Here is a 17702-nt window from a genome sequence, read left to right on the forward strand (position 1 = left end):
GCCGACAACTGTTAAGCTGATTTTGCTGACAATTGGTAAGCCTTTGGGTCATAAACAAGTTCGCCATCAGTCATCAGAGACAAACGAGCCGCTTTACCTTCAGGAACCAAACGCCCCCACGCATAGACAGTAGGAGCCTTAACGCCAGCGGCCTCAGCCAGTTTTCTCTTACTGCCAAAATATTTGATCGCATCAGTTGTTAACATGAAACACCCTCCTGTTAGATTTTTCTAACAAATTAGGTGTTCGAGATAACGAAGTCAAGGGAATTTAGAATTATCTAACTATGACAATGCCAGGTGAGCGCATCAGAGCGCGTAGAAAAGATCTCAAACTTACTCAGCGCGCTTTAGCGAAGCTGGTTAACGTCGCGCACGTCACTATCTCCCAGTGGGAAACTGGCGATAGTGAGCCTGGCGGAAAAAACTTATTCGCTTTAAGTAACGCACTTCAATGCAGCCCTACCTGGATACTTTACGGCGATGAAGCTGCCACCCCAGGAACCCCGGTAGACACCCCGCCACCGTTAGATGAACGAGAAACAGAGCTTTTAAACCTCTTTTCTTCACTCCCAGAATCTGAAAAAGAGCGACATTTAACGGAACTTCGTGAAAAAGTAGACGGTTTCAATCGTTTATTTGAAGAGTTACTGCAAGCACGCAAACAAAAATAATTCCTTCCTAATCATATGGATGCGTTTTTTTGCGCCCATACTGTTCAATTTATCTAATTTCCACATTGACCTAGTTGTTAGATTTATCTAAATTACATCACATCAACGACGCACTAACCACGCGGCAGTTGTTCAGAAAAACGTTCTGACAGTCTGGAAAGACAGGCACCAAATTCGCGGGTCGCCGCCAGTACGATGACATGCGGGAAAGACCGCAACGAATCCAAAATTGCTGTGTGTAGTCTTTGCCTCGTCTCCATGAGGGGCACTTTTTTTCACGGCAATGAATACGAGGAAAGACCAACGGGCATGACCAGCCCTGACAGCCCGGAAAGACGGGCACAAGATGTAAAAAAACCCACCGAAGTGGGCTTCTTTACCCGGGACAGTGACCAAACCGCCCGGAGGTGGTACAGGGGACCAACCCTATACCGAGGAAAGACCAACGACATGAGCCGCTGATCGGCTCGAATTATACATCAGTAAGGAGCCGCTATGGAAGCGCTACCCCTGCAAGTAACACTGTACATCCACGTATCTGCTAACCCCCACGTTCCGGCACTCTATCTGGTTCATACCTGTGACATGTCACAAAACTATCCGGATCTTTACGTGCTGCTGGAAACGCGCACTGTTTGCCTTGAGATAAACCAGCCGGAACCGATAGATATCATCGGTAAACAAGTCGAACGCCTCCAGAAAGAAAAGGCGTCGATTGTCGATCAGGCTCACCAGCGTGTCGCTTTCATAGAAGACAAGATCCAGCAACTGCTGTGCATCGACCATTCAACAATCCAGGAAAGTGATATCCCGTTCTGATAACGGCGCCTGACCCGCGCCAGTAACCGAAGAGGAAAGACCAAGTGACAATCTCAATTTACAACTGCCTGTTTAAGCCGAAAAAATCGGCCATCAAAGATGGTGCCGTTGCGTTGGCGATCAGCGTGGAAGCCCCCAACAAAAAAATCGCAGAAAGTATCGTGACGGGTAAGCTCTGGGAGCACTATCCCGCGAACGGCGATAACTTCTTTAAACCTGAAATATGGGAAAACACAGCTGATCAGCCTCACCCGGAGATCGGCAAGTTTGACGAGCACTTTGCTAAATCCCATACGTTCGATGGCGAAAAGTGGATGGCAATCGCCGAACCAAATGGCGGGATGAGCCACCTTCCTGACAATGATGAAAAATTAGACTTCATGACTATTTCACCGCGCGAACGCTTCGCAACGGTGGTGTTATTTGGCCTCGCCCAGCTGGATGGGGAGATTTATTCCCAGGTTTGTGACTATCTTGATAATCTCGAAAACACTAGCCAGTACGGTGACGAGGAGGATGATCGCTTAAATCGTTACATCATCAATGCGATGGAAGCGCATCCGCCTGTTCACTACATGCATCAGGAGGGGCTTAATAATCTCCTACAGGCAATTTACGTTAAGTTTGAGAACCAGTTACCCGGCGGCGCCGCGCTTTACTCGTTTATTAAAAAATGGACTGACAACCCAGGTAAGCGTGAAGAAATGCTGCCTCAGAACAGCACCAGCACCAGCACCAGCACCAGCACCAGCACCAGCACCAGCACCAGCACCAGCACCAGCACCAGCACCAGCACCAGCACCAGCACGGAAGATAGTACCCCAGACCAGGTGGCACCACAGCGCGGATACAAACACACATATGCCACACTGGACCAGGAAATCGCTCTCGCGCTGTTGCCAATAGAACCAGCGACCACTGTATCTGTCAGCGCTTTGCGCCAGGCGGAGATCCTCATTGAAGAAGACCGGGAAGACTTTAAACGCTGGTCCATGGCGCTGCGCACTACTGAGCAGATCCTCAAGTATTCCCGAAACACTATTTTTGGCGTGATTCAGAATGTGCCGGCGAAAGATACCCATCACTTCCCCGACTCATTGCGCCGTTACATCGACAACTGGCTTGCCGAAAATGGCGTGTTTGAACAGGATCCAACTGATTCGGATGCAATCAGTAAATCACTGGCAGCCGGGCGGGGTGAATATGTTGAAGATATAAGCGACCCTGCCGATCCTAAGTGGGTAAAAACAGAAACTCAGACCACACCGCAGAACACATCAAGTGAGGTGGAAAAAACGGAAGTGGTAACCGATTCCCAGGCTGAGGCCGCACGTGAAACGCTTAATAAAATGGGCTACAGCGTTTACGCCAGTGAATCAGAGCAGGAACAGAGCAGCGGCGAGCAAGCTAATAGTGCAGGGCAACCAGCAGAGCCGTTAGTGCAAGAAGAACCTCGCCCTAACGTTAATGACGTTGAAAAGAGTATCACCGAACGCACCGGTACCGAGATGGAAAATCTCGACCTGTGGAAGCGTGTTTTTAAAACTGATGAGCGTTTCACAAAACAGTTTACTCAGAACGGTGGCGGCACATCGATCAACGGTACCTACATGACGATGCTGGCCACCCGTGAATTTGGCCCGAAAGGTATTGGCTGGGGAGTCGATATTCTCGAAGAACGTTTTGACGATGGTGCGCCGATAACCCGGACAGTCAAAGGGCTGGACGGGAACAATACGTGGGAACTTATTCCAGACGGCATTGGTGGCTACCTCACAGAGAAACATCACGTGATAAAGATCCGTCTCTGGTATGTGCGTAACGGCGTGCGCGGTGAAGAGATTTCATTCGGCTGTACCCCTTATCTTTACGGGAGTAAATACGGCCCTACCTGCGACGGCGAAGCGACTAAAAAATCACTTACCGATGCGACTAAAAAGGCGCTCTCTTCGCTCGGATTCAGCGCCGATATATTTATGGGTCTCTATGACAACCCTGAGTACCGGCAGAAAAACAAAGAAGAATTCGCACTTAAAAATGCCAGCGATAACGCAGAGGATGCTGCACGCCTGCGCCAGGAACTGGACGACAAGCTCACACGGGTGGCAAACACGCTGGCAACCGGTGTATCTGCCAACGAAGTTACAAAAGTTTTTGCATCTATCGCCCGTGAAGTAGAAGTGCACCGTAAAGACGCTGAGGTTAAAGGTGACAGCCAGCATGCTAACTACCTGAGTAAACGCCTGCGCCGCCTGACCACTATCAAAGACGAACGTCTGAAAGAACTGAATAAAGCCCAGGAGAAAACAGCATGAGCAAGGTAACTGCAATCGCATTAGCAAATGATTACTCCAGCCTGTTAAACCTGCTGGAAACCTCTGACGAACTGACGCCGGAGATGATCGCCGACACCCTGGAAGGGATTGAAGGCGAACTGGCTGACCGTCTTGATGCCGTTATGGTGGTGGCGCGCAACAACCTGGGCAATGCTAAAACCTGCGACGAAGAGATGAAGCGTCTGGCTGAGCGCAAAAAGTCCTTTGAAAATAAAGACAAGCAACTTCGCAAATACATCCTGTCATGTCTGTTAGGTGCTGGCCTCGATAAACTGAAAACGCCCAGGAACACCTTTACAGCTCGTCAGGGTTCGGTAAGCGTTGTGATCGATAATCTTGACGCATTGCCTGACGAAGTGGTCGACGTTCAGACGGTAATCGCCCCTGACAAAAAGGCTATCAAAGAACGGATAGAGGCAGCCGAAGCGGCGGCAGAACAGATCAAAGCCGATGGCGGTGAGGTTCCAGAGGAATTGCTTAATCCGGTACCGGGTGCGCATCTGGAAATCGGCGAACGCTCCCTACAGGTGCGCTAATTATGCTGAAACTGACTCTAAAAAGGGGTGATGCGGTACACGTGGTGTTTCCGGATGGAACAAACGGGATCATCGAAGCGCGTAGCCGCAGTGAGCTGGGGTTACATCTTCCGGAGAACGTCAAGGTTACACGAGAGAAAGGCGCGTTCCTGAAAGATAACCTGATTAAGCGTAATCAGAATTAATCCCTCTCTGCCGATAGCATTGTGGCCTCAACAACTCAATGGAGGCCGCAATGCTGCACTGGCAACCCGGGACAATTTTGCTCTCAGACTTTGATACCAAGATCGGAAAATTATCAGCGAGTGTACGAAAGAAGACTCTGACCAGGTCAGACATAGAACGCGCATGTAGTGACGCTGACGATGCGATATACCGCATGCTGAGGAAAGACCATGAGACACGATCACGACATCATCACCAGAGAAGAGATGATAGAACTGACGGGGACGCCACTTAAATCAAAACAGTGTGATGCCCTGCGTCGAGCCGGGATATTCTTTATGGAAAGAGCTGACGGCCACCCTAAAACAACATGGGGGCATTTCATGAACCCCATAAAATACCGCAACCAGGAAACCTCCCCGGTGCGCGAGGATGAAGAACCAAATTTCGGAGCCGTATTTGATGGCCGGAAAGCGTAAAAACCCCGCCGATAACTGGATGCCACCGCGAGTATATCGCGGCAAAGCTGCCTATGAGTTTCGGACCAAAGATAATAAAGCCGTACGCCTGTGTTCCCTTGAAGAAACACAGGCAGCTGTCTGGTTGGCATACGAAAAAGCAGTGGGCGAAGAAGTTAGGAAAAATACCTTCCAAAACCTTGCCGATATGTTTATGGCCTCCCCTGACTTTATGGATTTGTCACCGGAGACCAGGAAGGATTACACGAAATATTCGTGTAAGGTATTACCGGTTTTTGGCAAAACAGACCCAAAAAAAATAAAACCCGAGCACATTCGGCGTTATATGGATCAGCGTGGTATTTCCAGCCGAACGCAGGCAAACAGGGAAAAGAGTTTCCTTTCGCGGGTATTTCGTTGGGGTTATGAACGTGGGCATGTAGAAAGAAATCCATGCCAGGGGGTAAAGCAATTTAAGGAAGTATCACGTGAGCGCTACGTAACGGATGAAGAATACAATGCTGTATATGAGGTTGGGGCTGATGTGGTCCGTGCAGCAATGGAGATCGCTTATTTATGCGTTGCCAGGCAAAGCGATGTCCTGTCTTTAAGTGAAGAGCAGATCAGCGATATGGGGATATTTATCTGCCAGGGTAAAACTGGCGTGAAGCAGATCAAAGCGTGGACACCTCGTTTACGCGCAGCGGTTTCGCTGGCACGCGCGTTACCACTTAAACCAGGCATAAGAAGTTTGTTCCTAATCCATCAACCCAGTGGAAGCAAATATACCCGTGATGGTTTTAACTCCCGCTGGCGAGAGGCAAAACTCGCAGCCCAGGCAAAGTACCCTCACCTGTCGATTGATTTCACTTTCCACGATCTGAAAGCAAAAGGCATTTCAGACCTGGAAGGTAGCCTTGAAGAGAAACAGGCAATTTCCGGCCATAAGAACTCGCGACAAACGGCAATTTATGACAGGAAAGTAAAAGTGGTACCAGTAGTGGGCGGGCAGAAAAACTGATTGGGTATGCGTTCGCGGAAAAATCATCTTCGGACGCATCTTCGGAAAAGCAAATTTCAGGCAATAAAAAACCACCTTTCGGTGGTTTATACGACACTGCTTATCATTGATTTTATTCTATTTTCCCCATGGTAGCCGGAGTGGGACTTGAACCCACACAGCGCGAACGCCGAGGGATTTTAAATCCCTTGTGTCTACCGATTCCACCATCCGGCCAGGGAAGAAAGTGGAGGCGCGTTCCGGAGTCGAACCGGACTAGACGGATTTGCAATCCGCTACATAACCGCTTTGCTAACGCGCCTTAAATCTGTTGTCTTTCGACCTGCACCCGCAAGCTGCCGATGCATTAATCTGGAGCGGGAAACGAGACTCGAACTCGCGACCCCGACCTTGGCAAGGTCGTGCTCTACCAACTGAGCTATTCCCGCATGTCATCAAGTAACTATTTAACTACTTCCTAACCACTTGATTTCATTGTCGTCCGGCTAACTGTGCCGCCGTTCGATGCGTTGCATTCTACTGATATGACGTTTTGAGTCAACGTTATTTTTTGCATCTCAGGATCGTTTGCTGAAAATTAAGCCGAAACGATCACTGTTCAAGCAAATCACCGCGCGCAGCGTTCAAATATTGCAGCATTGACCACAGCGTCAGCACCGCCGCAACCCACAGCAGACCAATGCCGGCCCACTCTACCCAGGCATTCGGACGCCACAGCATCCATACCAGCGCCGCCATCTGTGCGGTGGTTTTAACTTTACCGATCCAGGACACCGCCACGCTGCTGCGTTTACCCAGCTCCGCCATCCACTCGCGCAGGGCAGAGATAATAATCTCACGGCCAATCATGGTCGCGGCAGGCAGCGTTACCCACCAGGTATGATAATGTTCCGCCACCAGCACCATCGCGATTGCCACCATCACCTTATCCGCAACCGGATCGAGGAACGCGCCAAAGCGGGTACTCTGGTTCCAGCGACGCGCCAGATAACCGTCAAACCAGTCCGTCACGGCAGCGATCAGGAAAATAAGCGCACAGGCAAAAGGCGCCCAGACGACCGGCAGGTAAAATGCCAGGACGAAGAACGGAATGAGCACAACGCGAAAAAGAGTGAGCAACGTAGGGATATTAAATCGCATGATGACGGTAACTGTCTGTTGTCAGTAAAATTTAGCTCTATGTTGCTACAGAGCCCTCAATGTTTCAACGAGTAGTAGATCTTTTCTGCCAGCCCTTGCGAAATACCCGGCACTTTTGCAATTTCTTCCATACTGGCGTTGAGTAATCCTTGCAATCCGCCCATATACTTCAACAGCATCTGGCGACGTTTTGGCCCGACGCCCTCAATCGTCTCAAGGGTACTGGTATTTTTCACTTTCGCCCGTTTTTTACGGTGCCCACTGATGGCATGATCGTGCGACTCATCGCGGATATGCTGGATCACGTGCAGCGCAGGGGAATCCGGCGGCAGGCTAAAGCCCTCGCCTTCCGGCTCAAAGAACAGCGTTTCCAGGCCAGCCTTACGATCTGCCCCTTTCGCTACCCCTAGCAGCAGCGGATGGTTCTTATCCCACTCCACGTCGAGCGATTCAAATACCGCCTTCGCCTGCCCCAACTGCCCTTTCCCGCCGTCGATAAGGATAACGTCCGGGATTTTGCTCTCTTCAATCGCTTTACCATAGCGACGGCGCAGCACCTGGTTCATGGCGGCATAATCGTCACCGGGCGTAATGCCGGTGATGTTATAGCGACGATACTCTGCCCGCAGCGGACCATTGGCATCAAAGACCACACACGACGCCACGGTCTGCTCACCCATCGTATGGCTGATGTCGAAGCATTCCATGCGTTTCACTTCCGGCAGCTTAAGCAGCGTAGCAAGCGCGGTTAAACGCTGGCTCACAGTCGACTGCTGGGACAGTTTAGTGGTCAGCGCCGTGGCGGCATTGGTTCGCGCCAGCTTCAGATAACGCGCGCGATCGCCGCGCGGTTTCGTCTGAACATTCACCCGGCGGCCTGCCAGCTCTGAAAGCGAATCCGCCAGCAGGGTTTTATCGTCGAGCGTGAAGTCGAGCAGGATCTCCGAGGGCAGCGTACGCATCTGGCTGCCCTGCAAATAAAACTGGCCGACGAAGGTCTCCACCACTTCACCCAGCTCAGTGCCGCCCGGCACTTTCGGGAAGTAGCTGCGGCTGCCGAGCACTTTGCCCTGACGAATAAAAAGCACATGAACGCAGGCCAGACCGGCGTCAAAGGCTACGCCGATAACATCGAGGTCGTCGCCCGTATTGGAAACAAACTGCTTCTCGGTCACCCTGCGCACCGCCTGAATCTGGTCGCGGATGCGTGCGGCCTCCTCAAATTCCAGCGCCGCGCTGGCTTTTTCCATACGGGCAATCAGTTGCGTCAGCACCTGATCGTCTTTCCCGGCTAAAAACAGGCGGACATATTCCACCTGCTGCGCGTACTCTTCTTCGCTCACCAGCCCTTCAACGCACGGCCCCAGGCAGCGGCCAATCTGATATTGCAGGCATGGCCGGGAGCGGTTGCGATAAACGCTATTTTCGCACTGGCGAACAGGAAAGATTTTTTGCAAAAGCGCCAGCGTTTCCCGCACGGCATAACCGTTCGGGAACGGGCCGAAATATTCACCTTTCGCATGCTTAGCGCCACGATGCATCGCCAGCCGCGGGTGCGTGTCGCCGCTCAGGAAGATAAACGGATAGGATTTGTCATCGCGCAGCAGAACGTTGTAGCGCGGCTGATACAACTTAATGTAGTTGTGCTCAAGGAGCAGCGCTTCCGTTTCCGTATGCGTTACGGTGACATCAATGTTGTGTATAAGTGCGACCAGCGCTTCGGTTTTACGGGAGGCAAGGTTGCTGCGGAAATAGCTGGAAAGGCGTTTCTTCAGATCTTTCGCCTTACCGACATAGATAACCGTACCGCCAGCATCGTACATACGGTAGACGCCTGGCTGGCTGGTGACGGTTTTCAGAAATGCTTTTGAATCGAACGCTTCACTCACTGACTTATTAACGACTCCGCATTGCACAAACCATGGCGAATGGCCAGGTGAGTCAGTTCGACATCACCGTGAATGTTCAGTTTACTGAACATTCGATAGCGATAGCTGTTGACCGTTTTCGGGCTGAGATTCAGCTGCTCTGAGATCTCATTCACCTTCTGACCTTTAGTGATCATCAGCATAATCTGCAATTCGCGCTCAGACAAACTGGCAAACGGAGATTCCGTTTTTTCCGGTTCAATCTGACTCAGAGCCATCTGTTGAGCAATATCAGAAGCGATGTAGCGCTGCCCGGCGTGTACGGTGCGGATCGCATTGACAACTTCCTGCGGCGCGGCGCCTTTACTGAGATACCCGGCAGCACCCGCCTGCATAACCCTGGCAGGCAGCGGATTTTCGGTATGTACGGTCAGCATGATAACTTTGGTATCAACGAACATGCGCGCGATTTTGCGCGTGGCTTCAAGCCCGCCAATACCGGGCATGTTCATATCCATCAGCACCACGTCTGCGGAGTTAGCGCGACACCATTTGACGGCATCTTCGCCACAGCACGCCTCGCCGGCAACTTTAATACCCTTTATATCTTCAAGAATGCGTCGTATCCCTGCGCGCACCAGTTCGTGGTCATCAACAAGAAGGACGTTGATCAAAGGAAATGTCTCCAGAATAGGGATAACGCTACTGACTGCTAATTGGGTTTATATTAACGGTTTTCCATGCAAGATTAAAACGCTAAAAAATCGGCTATTCGATTCTGGTCTCGTTTTTGGAAATTAAGCTGTACAGTAAGTGGAAAGAAAACCCTTGCCCGCCGGGCTTTTACCGCTATTTTTTAGCATCGACATTCGAAAAGTTACTAAAACAGTTGTTAACTCAAACGAAAAAGAGCGCGCGATTTTTTGTAACAACAATTAACGAATGGCGAACCGGGGATAAACATTTAATTGTCGCTAACATATTGGACAGGGTACCTTCATAATCCACGCCGCCCAATAATCACTGCGCGATAAGTATAAAAAACAACCACTGCATTTTTTGCCGTAGCTTGTGGTATACTCCGCCGCCTTAACTTTCATCGTCGCGCTCATGCGCTGTTTTATAATGAGGAAAATAAATGAGCACACCTGAATTTGCCACTGCCGAGAATAACCAGGAACTGGCACAGGAAGTAAACTGCCTGAAGTCGCTGCTGACGCTTATGCTACAAGCGATGGGCCAGGCTGATGCTGGTCGTGTGATCATTAAAATGGAAAAACAGATCGCGCAGATGGAAGACCAGGCGGAATCCGCTGTTTTTGCCAATACGGTTAAGCAAATTAAACAAGCCTACCGCCAGTAACAAAAACGGCTGGATGCAAAGCATTCAGCCGTTTTCTCGTCTGACACGCAGAACGTGATATCAGTCAGATAAGCCCCGTCGCCGCGGCATAACACGCTATCTGGATCTTATTCGGTGCGTTGAATTTCTTCTGCATATTCTTTTGATGGAAATTGACGGTATTTTCCGAGATGGAGAGAATGATGGCGATTTCTGCCGACGTCTTCCCTTCTGCGGTCCACTTCAGAATTTCCCGCTCACGCTTGCTGAATTTCATTTCAGGCGGCATCACCGTCTCATGTTCAAAGCGTAACAGTGTGGTGAGCGCCATCTGGACCAGCATTTGTAAACGCAGCTCAACTTCTTCACTGGATATCGAGTGTGCCTGTAAGCTGGTACATGACACGGAGAGGAAACCGAGCGCATGATTTGGCATCATCAGACACTGCGTTATTCCCTTGCGTAAACCGTGGTCCCGCGCGCCGTCCCATAATTGCTGGGCATCCGTGAATAATTCATCCGTCCAGGGCAAATGTCCCTGAATGAAATTCTCCGGCTTCAGCACCGGGTCAATGGCGAAATAATTCTCGGACTGATATTGCGCCATCCATTGTTGCGGATAACTGGAATGGACGGAGGTTCGCGGGCGGGTAAATGGCACAGGGTGTCGAACACAAAGCGCATAATAATCGAATTCAAGCGCCTGCGTTTGTCGCTGAAGTTCCTGATATACCTCTTCGGCACAGGTCATTTCCTGAAACCGGAGGAAGCATTCCCGTCGCCAGGTGAAAAAGTCTATATCCCTCATACTTACTGAATGAAGCCTCTGATAAAGATAATCATTATTATGGTGAATATAACCTAACACATAAAGCATGATTATTTATATAAAATATCGGCCACAGGCAGATTATCTTTAATTTGGCGATGGCTTATCCACATCAGGCGGAATAAAAAAGCAACAGAACGGAGTTTAAGGGAGGATAATTTGCTCCAGAAGCGGCATCTGGAGCAAATTGAACGCTAAAATGCTACTGCATTAAGAATTTTTCAAGGAACTGACGGGTACGGGGCTGCTGCGGATTGGCAAACAGCGCTTTAGCCGGCCCCTGCTCAACTATTCTCCCCTGATCCATGAAAATAGCCCGATCGGCAACGTCGCGAGCGAAGCTCATTTCATGCGTCACAATCACCATCGTGCGTTTCTCCTGCGCCAGCTGTCGGATCGTGTTCAGTACTTCCCCGACCAGCTCAGGATCGAGCGCGGATGTGGGTTCGTCAAACAGGATCACATCCGGGCGCATCGCCAGCGCGCGCGCAATGGCGACACGCTGCTGCTGCCCGCCAGATAAGCGACGCGGATAGCTCGTCTCCTTCCCTGCCAGCCCAACCTTCGCCAGCAGCTCGCGGGCGCGGACCGTCGCGTCTTCCTTAGGTTCCCCCTTGACGATGACCGGCCCTTCAATAATGTTTTCCAGCACCGTGCGGTGCGGAAAGAGATTAAAGCTCTGGAACACGAAGCCGACATGCTGGCGCAGGCGGCGAATCAGCCCTTTTTGCTGGCTGATGGGTTTCCCGGTATCAATGGTGATATCACCCACGCGGATCGTCCCGCCTTCGGGCTGCTCCAGTAAATTGATGCTGCGCAGCAGCGTGGTTTTGCCTGACCCGCTCGGGCCGATAATTGCTACCACTTCGCCCTGCTCAACCTCAAGATCAATGCCATGCAGCACCGTTTGTCCATGGAATTTTTTCACCAGGTTTTTGACGTCAATTGCACTCATTTTGGATCACGCTCCTGGCGGTTAAGCTGGTTTTCAAAATAGTTTTGCAGAGCGGACAGCACCGTCGCCATCACCCAGTAAATCAGCGAGGCCGCCAGATACATGGTAAACACTTCCAGCGTGCGCGAGGTGATCAGCTGCGCCTGACGGAACAGCTCCGGCACCTGAATGGTCGCCGCAAGCGAGGTGTCTTTCACCAGGCTGATAAAGCTGTTGCTCAGCGGCGGCAGCGCCACGCGCGCCGCCTGGGGCAGGATCGCCCGGCGCAGCGTCTGCCACGGGGTCATCCCGATACTGGCCGCCGCTTCCCACTGTCCTTTATCGATGGAGGAGATCGCCGCACGCAGCGTTTCAGAGGTGTACGCCGCCGTATTCAGCGACAGGCCAATCATCGCCGCCGGGATCGGATCCAGCTCAATACCAAACTGTGGCAGCCCGTAGTAAATCATAAACAGCTGGGCGATAAGCGGCGTTCCGCGGAACACGGAGATGTAAAACCGCGCCAGCCACCGCACCGGCCAGATGTTCGACATGCGCATCAGTGCCAGCACAAACCCGAGCACCAGCCCGAAGAACATCCCGCCGATACTGAGCTGTAAAGTAAACACCGCGCCCTTAAGCAAGAACGGCAGCGAATCAATAACCAGTTGAATACTTTCTTGCATTATTATTTTTCTACCTGATTTTTAGACATGAGGATGATAGGCAAACAGCGCAGGCGCCCCGCCAGTATGAACAAACAAAATGGGTCCTTCATCCTTAAAGCGCTTGCGGGCGATGCCGTCGATCAGGCCCGCCATTGCCTTGCCGGTATAGACCGGGTCGAGCAGAATACCTTCGAGACGGGCCAGCAGCTTAACGGCCTCCATCCCTTCATCATTGGGGGTGCCATAGCCCGGCGCGAAATAGTCATCCCACAGCAGTATCTCCGCCTTCGCCTGAAGCGCAAGCTGTTCAGCCACCGCCTGTTGCAGGGTGACGACTTTCGGCTTCTGGTCTGCAACGCTTCTGGAAACCGTCACGCCAATCAGCTCGACCTCCGGCATCAGTTGCTCAAGCCCGACCGCTAAACCGGCATGGGTTCCCGCACTGCCGGACGCCACCACCACCGAGGATAAACTCACCGCGCCTTCGCACTGCTGAGCGATTTCCAGCGCGCTCTCAACATAGCCGAGGGCACCCAGCGCATTCGAGCCGCCAACCGGGATCACGTACGGACGAAAACCCTGCGCTTCCAGACGCGTCGCCAGCTCGTCGAGCTGTGCAGCCGGGTCGGTCAACGCGTCGACCATTTCAACCTGCACGTTGAACAGATCCAGCAGCAAACGGTTACCGTTAGTCAGGTAATTCTCTGCCTGCGTCCCGATCGGGTTCTCCAGCAGGGCAACGCAGTGGAGTCCCAGCTTTGCCGCCACTGCCGCCGTCTGGCGAACGTGGTTAGACTGAATTGCCCCGGCGGTGATCAGCGTGTCCGCGCCTTCGCGCAGGGCATCGGCGGCGAGAAATTCCAGCTTGCGCAGCTTATTTCCGCCCATCGCCATGGGCGTCACATCGTCACGCTTAATGAAAATATCGCGCCCCAGGTAGTCAGAAAATCGCGGCAGATACTCCAGCGGCGTGGGTGCGCCGATAAATTCCAGACGGGGAAAGCGCGTTAAATTCTGTAGTGACATGGTTCCTCCGGTCACGCAAACAATTGTTATTTCATTATGCACGCAGACGCGCGAGAAATAAAAAAGGCGCTTTTAAAAGCGCCTTTTTTTGTCAGTCAGAGACTTATTTCGTCACGTCTGCGCCGAACCACTTCTCAGAAAGCGCCTTCAGGCTGCCGTCTTTCTGCATCTCAGCAATGGCGCCATCGATGGCTTTCAGCAGATCCTCGTTACCTTTACGCACCGCCACGCCGGACTCCTGACGGGAGAACGCATCACCCGCGACAGCCAGGGTATTGTTGGTTTTCTTCACCAGATCCAGCGCTGCCAGGCGGTCAACCAGAATGGCGTCAATACGGCCTACGCGTAGATCCTGGTATTTCGTCGGGTCATCATCGTAGGTACGGATGTCCACGCCCTGCACGTTCTGGCGCAGCCACTCTTCGTAGTTGGTGCCCAGACCGACGCCGACTTTCTTACCTTTCAGGTCCGCTGCGGACTTGATGCTGCCTTCGTTACCTTTCTTCACCAGCGCCTGAATACCGGACACGGTGTACGGCGTGGAGAAGTCATACTTCTTCTTACGCTCGTCAGAAATGGTTACCTGGTTAATCACCACGTCAATACGTTTGGAATCCAGTGACGCCAACATCCCGTCCCATTTGGTGGGTTTCAGGGAGGCTTTAACGCCGAGGTGTTTCGCCAGCTCCTGCGCAAACTCCACTTCAAAACCGGTCAGTTTACCGTCGTCGCCCTGGAAGCTGAACGGAGGATAGGTTCCTTCCAGCCCAACCAGCAGCGTGCCGCGCTCTTTAACTTTGTTGAGCAGATTCTCTGCCGCGAACGTTTTCACGCTCATCCCCGCGACCAGCGCAACGGCCATCATCCCCATCAGCGCCTGACGACCCAGAAGTGCTAATTTCATAAGTACCCCGATACAGTGGAATTTTTGAGTAGTGTAGAGAAATCGCCTGCAACGTCAAAGGCGGCTGCGCTACATCTTATTCTTTTTTAATATATATCAGAAGTTGTTCCGGCGCGGACTTTCTGCTTTATGACGCCCGGCATCTGGACTTTATATTGCGCGTACTTTCGCAGCGCGATGCGGTAATTATTGGTACTGGTGGCGGGCAACCAGGGTTCCAGATTTTCATCCAGGTATCCGGTCGTCAGCAGATCGCGGGAGATATTTTGCATGGTCAAATGCTGACCCAGGCGGCGCAGGCGAACCACGTATTCACGCACGGTGCCGTGACTCATCTCCGTTTGTTCAAACAGGAATTGCTTGAAGCCGATAATATCGAAGAAGTCGCTTTGCTCTTTGCAATGGAGATCGCCACAGAAACGGCAAAGCGCTACCCACTCTTTTTGCTCTTCAAGCCAGGCGGCTTCATCCATCAGCGTGTCGAGGCGGGAAATCGCAATCTTATTCACGATTTCACCGCGACGAACCAGCGTGATGCGGTCGAGTAATTTTTTACAGTGGGCGCAATGCGTCTGGCTGTGTTTAAAGTCTTTCAGGTAGCGGCTTAAAGGCCGTCTTTTAGATTGCTGCACCGTCATGATAACTCCTGGTTGTCAATACGTTGTGCGGCATTTCCAAGGCGAATAACTCACCTATAACTTACCCAGTTTTGTGCGCAGGCGTTTAATGGCCTGGCTGTGCAGCTGGCTCACCCGTGACTCGCCCACCTCCAGCACGGCGCCAATCTCTTTGAGATTGAGCTCTTCCTGGTAATAGAGGGTTAACACCAGTTGCTCACGTTCCGGTAAAGCTTCAATCGCTTCCATCACGCGCTGGCGTAAATTCCCTTCCAGTAAATGGTGTAACGGGTTTTCTTGCTGATGTTCATCCGTCACCAGCTCGATGCTATCGCCATGCTCTTCGCGCCACTCATCATAAGAGAAGAGTTGGCTGTTATTGGTATCGAGCAACATCTGGCGATACTCTTCAACAGGAATGCCCAGACGCTCCGCTACTTCGGTTTCCGTCGCGTTGCGCCCCAGCTCCTGTTCCAGCTGCCCCATCGCATGCGCCACTTCGCGCGCGTTGCGGCGAACGCTGCGCGGCACCCAGTCGCGGCTGCGCAGCTCGTCCAGCATCGCACCACGAATACGCTGCACTGCGTAAGTCGTAAATGCCGTTCCTTGCAGAGCGTCGTACCGGTCAACTGCATTCAATAACCCGATACCGCCCGCCTGTAGCAGATCGTCCAGTTCCACGCTCGCCGGCAAACGCACCTGGAGGCGCAATGCTTCGTGACGCACCAGCGGAACATAACGCTGCCACAGCGAGTGTTTATCCATTACACCTTCAGCGGTATAGAGTGAATTCACGATAAACAGCCCTGCGTTAGTTGAGTTATCGGCATGATTATCCGATTCTGGAGGGGTTTTAATCGGGTGAATAGTGGGTGAAATGAGGGGTTATTTGGGGGGTTACGCGTAAATGCGGACAGAAAAAACCCCGCCGAAGCGGGGTTTAAGCGTAATCAGGCGATTAGCCTTGCAGCAGAGACAGAACCTGCTGAGGAACCTGGTTAGCTTTGGACAGCACGGAGTTACCGGCCTGCTGAACGATCTGCGCTTTAGACATGTTGGACACTTCGGTCGCATAGTCGGCGTCCTGAATACGGGACTGCGCTTCAGACAGGTTGGTGGTGGTGTTGTTCAGGTTGGTTACGGCAGAGCTCAGACGGTTCTGAACCGCACCCAGTGAAGAACGGAATTTGTCTACGGACGCGATTGCTTTGTCCAGCAGAGCCAGTGGATTATTTGTTGAAGCACCAGCGAACTCAGTAGTTGCAGCAGTAGTACCATTTTGGCTAAGCTCGATCTTGGCTTGGTTACCTGTACCACCATCAATTGTTACAGAGGTAGCTGCCGCTGCTGCATCCGCACCATTGGCATTTGTTAATGAGTTATTTGCAACGTAATTTTTACCTTGTACAGTTACAAAGCCCACTGCATTGTTATCAGCATCAGCACCGACCTGAATCAGGCTACCAGTCTGCGTTGCGTCAGCAACACCATTTGCCTTGTCATTATATGTAACGTCTGCTTTGTTCAGTTTGACTGTGCCATCCTGAGCAACAGAAGCTGCATAGCTCTTATCGCCATACTGAACAACATAGGTAGAAGTCGCATTACCGCCTTTAGTTACGTTATGCAGAGAAACAGCAGAAGCATCAGTGATGTTCAGGTCAGTCAGAACAGACGCGTCCATCTTCACAGCGATTGGCGCACCAGCACCATTCGGGAGTTGGGTTATCGCTTCGCCAGTTTCCAGCGCGTTTTTAGAAACGGAGAATCCGTTCAGACCTAAAGTTGAAGAGTCAATTTTCTACAAGTCGATGGAAATAGTCTGACCATCGTTCGCACCAACCTGAATCTTCATGGTACCGTCTTTCGCCAGTACGTTCACGCCGTTGAACTGAGTCTGACCAGATACGCGGTCGATTTCAGACAGACGGGATTTGATTTCGTCCTGGATTGAAGACAGGTCAGAATCAGAGTTAGTACCGGTAGTTGCCTGAACGGTCAGTTCACGAACACGCTGAAGGTTGTTGTTGATTTCAGACAGCGCGCCTTCAGTGGTCTGCGCCAGAGAGATACCGTCGTTAGCGTTACGTGCAGCCTGAGTCAGACCTTTGATGTTAGAGGTGAAGCGGTTAGCGATAGCCTGGCCCGCAGCGTCATCTTTCGCGCTGTTGATACGCAGACCAGAAGACAGACGCTCGATAGAAGAAGACAGAGCGGACTGGTTCTTGTTGATGTTGTTCTGAGTGATCAGCGAGAGGCTGTTGGTATTAATGACTTGTGCCATGATTTCGATTCCTGTTGTTCATCAAATCTGTTTGGTTAGATTTGGGTTTCCACCCTTCGGCTTCATCGCCGTCAAAGGTGTT

Annotated in this window: 19 protein-coding genes, 3 tRNA genes and 1 pseudogene; 8 read left to right on the forward strand and 15 right to left on the reverse strand. The window is 51.7% G+C overall.

From position 1 onward, the window contains the following. Positions 1-11: 11 nt before the first annotated feature. A complete protein-coding gene (locus tag L379_RS09405; RefSeq protein ID WP_032654100.1) occupies positions 12-206 on the reverse strand; it encodes a Cro/CI family transcriptional regulator in 195 nt (64 codons plus the stop codon). A gap of 86 nt (positions 207-292) precedes the next feature. On the opposite strand from L379_RS09405, the gene L379_RS0124155 reads away from it, so the two are divergent. The 7 genes from L379_RS0124155 (at position 293) to L379_RS09375 (ending at position 6008) form a co-directional block, all read left to right on the forward strand. Next, positions 293-673, forward strand: coding sequence for a helix-turn-helix domain-containing protein (locus L379_RS0124155; protein WP_369797642.1), 381 nt, complete (start codon positions 293-295; stop codon positions 671-673). 495 nt (positions 674-1168) lie between these two features. Further along, positions 1169-1492 (forward strand): hypothetical protein, encoded by a 324-nt coding sequence (locus L379_RS09400; protein ID WP_032654104.1) that lies wholly within the window; start codon positions 1169-1171, stop codon positions 1490-1492. Between the two features lie 50 nt (positions 1493-1542). After that, positions 1543-3807 (forward strand): hypothetical protein, encoded by a 2265-nt coding sequence (locus L379_RS26105; protein ID WP_032655656.1) that lies wholly within the window; start codon positions 1543-1545, stop codon positions 3805-3807. Continuing rightward, complete coding sequence (locus tag L379_RS09390) at positions 3804-4364, forward strand: siphovirus Gp157 family protein (RefSeq protein WP_032654105.1); 561 nt, start codon at positions 3804-3806, stop codon at positions 4362-4364. Before L379_RS26105 ends, L379_RS09390 begins: the two co-directional genes overlap by 4 nt. A gap of 2 nt (positions 4365-4366) precedes the next feature. After that, positions 4367-4549, forward strand: a complete 183-nt coding sequence (locus L379_RS09385; protein WP_017384474.1) for a hypothetical protein — start codon at positions 4367-4369, stop codon at positions 4547-4549. 210 nt (positions 4550-4759) lie between these two features. Beyond that, the gene (locus L379_RS09380; protein ID WP_017384475.1) at positions 4760-5008 is read left to right on the forward strand and encodes a DUF4224 domain-containing protein; all 249 of its coding nucleotides are present in this window, start codon (positions 4760-4762) and stop codon (positions 5006-5008) included. Next, positions 4992-6008 (forward strand): tyrosine-type recombinase/integrase, encoded by a 1017-nt coding sequence (locus tag L379_RS09375; RefSeq protein WP_032654108.1) that lies wholly within the window; start codon positions 4992-4994, stop codon positions 6006-6008. The genes L379_RS09380 and L379_RS09375 overlap by 17 nt, the downstream gene beginning before the upstream one ends. Positions 6009-6137: 129 nt before the next feature. Here the strand turns inward: L379_RS09375 and L379_RS09370 are convergent. The 6 genes from L379_RS09370 to uvrY form a co-directional block, all read right to left on the reverse strand. After that, positions 6138-6224: transfer RNA gene (locus L379_RS09370), tRNA-Leu, on the reverse strand. An 11-nt stretch (positions 6225-6235) separates the two neighbouring features. Then, positions 6236-6309, reverse strand: a tRNA-Cys gene (locus L379_RS09365). A gap of 51 nt (positions 6310-6360) precedes the next feature. Next, positions 6361-6436, reverse strand: a tRNA-Gly gene (locus L379_RS09360). A 163-nt stretch (positions 6437-6599) separates the two neighbouring features. After that, complete coding sequence (pgsA, locus tag L379_RS09355) at positions 6600-7148, reverse strand: CDP-diacylglycerol--glycerol-3-phosphate 3-phosphatidyltransferase (RefSeq protein ID WP_003859652.1); 549 nt, start codon at positions 7146-7148, stop codon at positions 6600-6602. Between the two features lie 56 nt (positions 7149-7204). After that, a complete protein-coding gene (uvrC, locus tag L379_RS09350; protein ID WP_032654110.1) occupies positions 7205-9037 on the reverse strand; it encodes an excinuclease ABC subunit UvrC in 1833 nt (610 codons plus the stop codon). Continuing rightward, positions 9034-9690 (reverse strand): UvrY/SirA/GacA family response regulator transcription factor, encoded by a 657-nt coding sequence (uvrY, locus tag L379_RS09345; protein ID WP_017384478.1) that lies wholly within the window; start codon positions 9688-9690, stop codon positions 9034-9036. Before uvrY ends, uvrC begins: the two co-directional genes overlap by 4 nt. A gap of 464 nt (positions 9691-10154) precedes the next feature. On the opposite strand from uvrY, the gene L379_RS09340 reads away from it, so the two are divergent. Then, a complete protein-coding gene (locus tag L379_RS09340) occupies positions 10155-10379 on the forward strand; it encodes a DUF2594 family protein (protein ID WP_003859644.1) in 225 nt (74 codons plus the stop codon). Between the two features lie 64 nt (positions 10380-10443). Here L379_RS09340 and sdiA read toward each other — a convergent pair whose 3' ends face one another. From sdiA to L379_RS0124160, 8 genes and pseudogenes are all read right to left on the reverse strand, one after another. Continuing rightward, positions 10444-11166, reverse strand: coding sequence for a transcriptional regulator SdiA (gene sdiA / locus L379_RS09335; RefSeq protein ID WP_017384479.1), 723 nt, complete (start codon positions 11164-11166; stop codon positions 10444-10446). A 223-nt stretch (positions 11167-11389) separates the two neighbouring features. Then, positions 11390-12142 carry an L-cystine ABC transporter ATP-binding protein TcyN gene (gene tcyN, locus L379_RS09330; protein WP_003859634.1) on the reverse strand — a complete coding sequence of 251 codons (753 nt, stop codon included), beginning with the start codon at positions 12140-12142 and terminating at the stop codon, positions 11390-11392. Beyond that, entirely contained in the window at positions 12139-12807 is a 669-nt protein-coding gene (gene tcyL / locus L379_RS09325; protein WP_003859632.1) for a cystine ABC transporter permease, read from the reverse strand. Before tcyL ends, tcyN begins: the two co-directional genes overlap by 4 nt. Before the next feature lie 21 nt (positions 12808-12828). Continuing rightward, a complete protein-coding gene (gene dcyD / locus L379_RS09320) occupies positions 12829-13815 on the reverse strand; it encodes a D-cysteine desulfhydrase (protein WP_017693220.1) in 987 nt (328 codons plus the stop codon). A gap of 103 nt (positions 13816-13918) precedes the next feature. Further along, positions 13919-14719, reverse strand: a complete 801-nt coding sequence (gene tcyJ, locus L379_RS09315) for a cystine ABC transporter substrate-binding protein (protein WP_003859627.1) — start codon at positions 14717-14719, stop codon at positions 13919-13921. Between the two features lie 86 nt (positions 14720-14805). Further along, positions 14806-15357, reverse strand: a complete 552-nt coding sequence (gene fliZ / locus L379_RS09310; RefSeq protein ID WP_015570235.1) for a flagella biosynthesis regulatory protein FliZ — start codon at positions 15355-15357, stop codon at positions 14806-14808. 54 nt (positions 15358-15411) lie between these two features. After that, positions 15412-16131, reverse strand: a complete 720-nt coding sequence (locus L379_RS09305) for an RNA polymerase sigma factor FliA (RefSeq protein WP_003859623.1) — start codon at positions 16129-16131, stop codon at positions 15412-15414. A gap of 163 nt (positions 16132-16294) precedes the next feature. After that, positions 16295-17620, reverse strand: a pseudogene (locus L379_RS0124160) (FliC/FljB family flagellin). Between the last annotated feature and the right edge of the window lie 82 nt (positions 17621-17702).

This window comes from Enterobacter sp. MGH 33, from assembly GCF_000534535.1.
GTDB classification, from domain to species: domain Bacteria; phylum Pseudomonadota; class Gammaproteobacteria; order Enterobacterales; family Enterobacteriaceae; genus Enterobacter; species Enterobacter hormaechei_C.

Coding starts and splice junctions, on each gene's coding strand:
- dcyD (WP_017693220.1), bottom strand. CDS start 13,815: ATGTCACTACAGAATTTAACGCGCTTTCCCCGTCTGGAATTTATCGGC.
- tcyN (WP_003859634.1), bottom strand. CDS start 12,142: ATGAGTGCAATTGACGTCAAAAACCTGGTGAAAAAATTCCATGGACAA.
- tcyJ (WP_003859627.1), bottom strand. CDS start 14,719: ATGAAATTAGCACTTCTGGGTCGTCAGGCGCTGATGGGGATGATGGCC.
- L379_RS09405 (WP_032654100.1), bottom strand. CDS start 206: ATGTTAACAACTGATGCGATCAAATATTTTGGCAGTAAGAGAAAACTG.
- tcyL (WP_003859632.1), bottom strand. CDS start 12,807: ATGCAAGAAAGTATTCAACTGGTTATTGATTCGCTGCCGTTCTTGCTT.
- fliZ (WP_015570235.1), bottom strand. CDS start 15,357: ATGACGGTGCAGCAATCTAAAAGACGGCCTTTAAGCCGCTACCTGAAA.
- L379_RS0124155 (WP_369797642.1), top strand. CDS start 293: ATGCCAGGTGAGCGCATCAGAGCGCGTAGAAAAGATCTCAAACTTACT.
- L379_RS09380 (WP_017384475.1), top strand. CDS start 4,760: ATGAGACACGATCACGACATCATCACCAGAGAAGAGATGATAGAACTG.
- sdiA (WP_017384479.1), bottom strand. CDS start 11,166: ATGAGGGATATAGACTTTTTCACCTGGCGACGGGAATGCTTCCTCCGG.
- L379_RS09375 (WP_032654108.1), top strand. CDS start 4,992: ATGGCCGGAAAGCGTAAAAACCCCGCCGATAACTGGATGCCACCGCGA.
- L379_RS09390 (WP_032654105.1), top strand. CDS start 3,804: ATGAGCAAGGTAACTGCAATCGCATTAGCAAATGATTACTCCAGCCTG.
- pgsA (WP_003859652.1), bottom strand. CDS start 7,148: ATGCGATTTAATATCCCTACGTTGCTCACTCTTTTTCGCGTTGTGCTC.
- L379_RS09385 (WP_017384474.1), top strand. CDS start 4,367: ATGCTGAAACTGACTCTAAAAAGGGGTGATGCGGTACACGTGGTGTTT.
- L379_RS09340 (WP_003859644.1), top strand. CDS start 10,155: ATGAGCACACCTGAATTTGCCACTGCCGAGAATAACCAGGAACTGGCA.
- L379_RS09400 (WP_032654104.1), top strand. CDS start 1,169: ATGGAAGCGCTACCCCTGCAAGTAACACTGTACATCCACGTATCTGCT.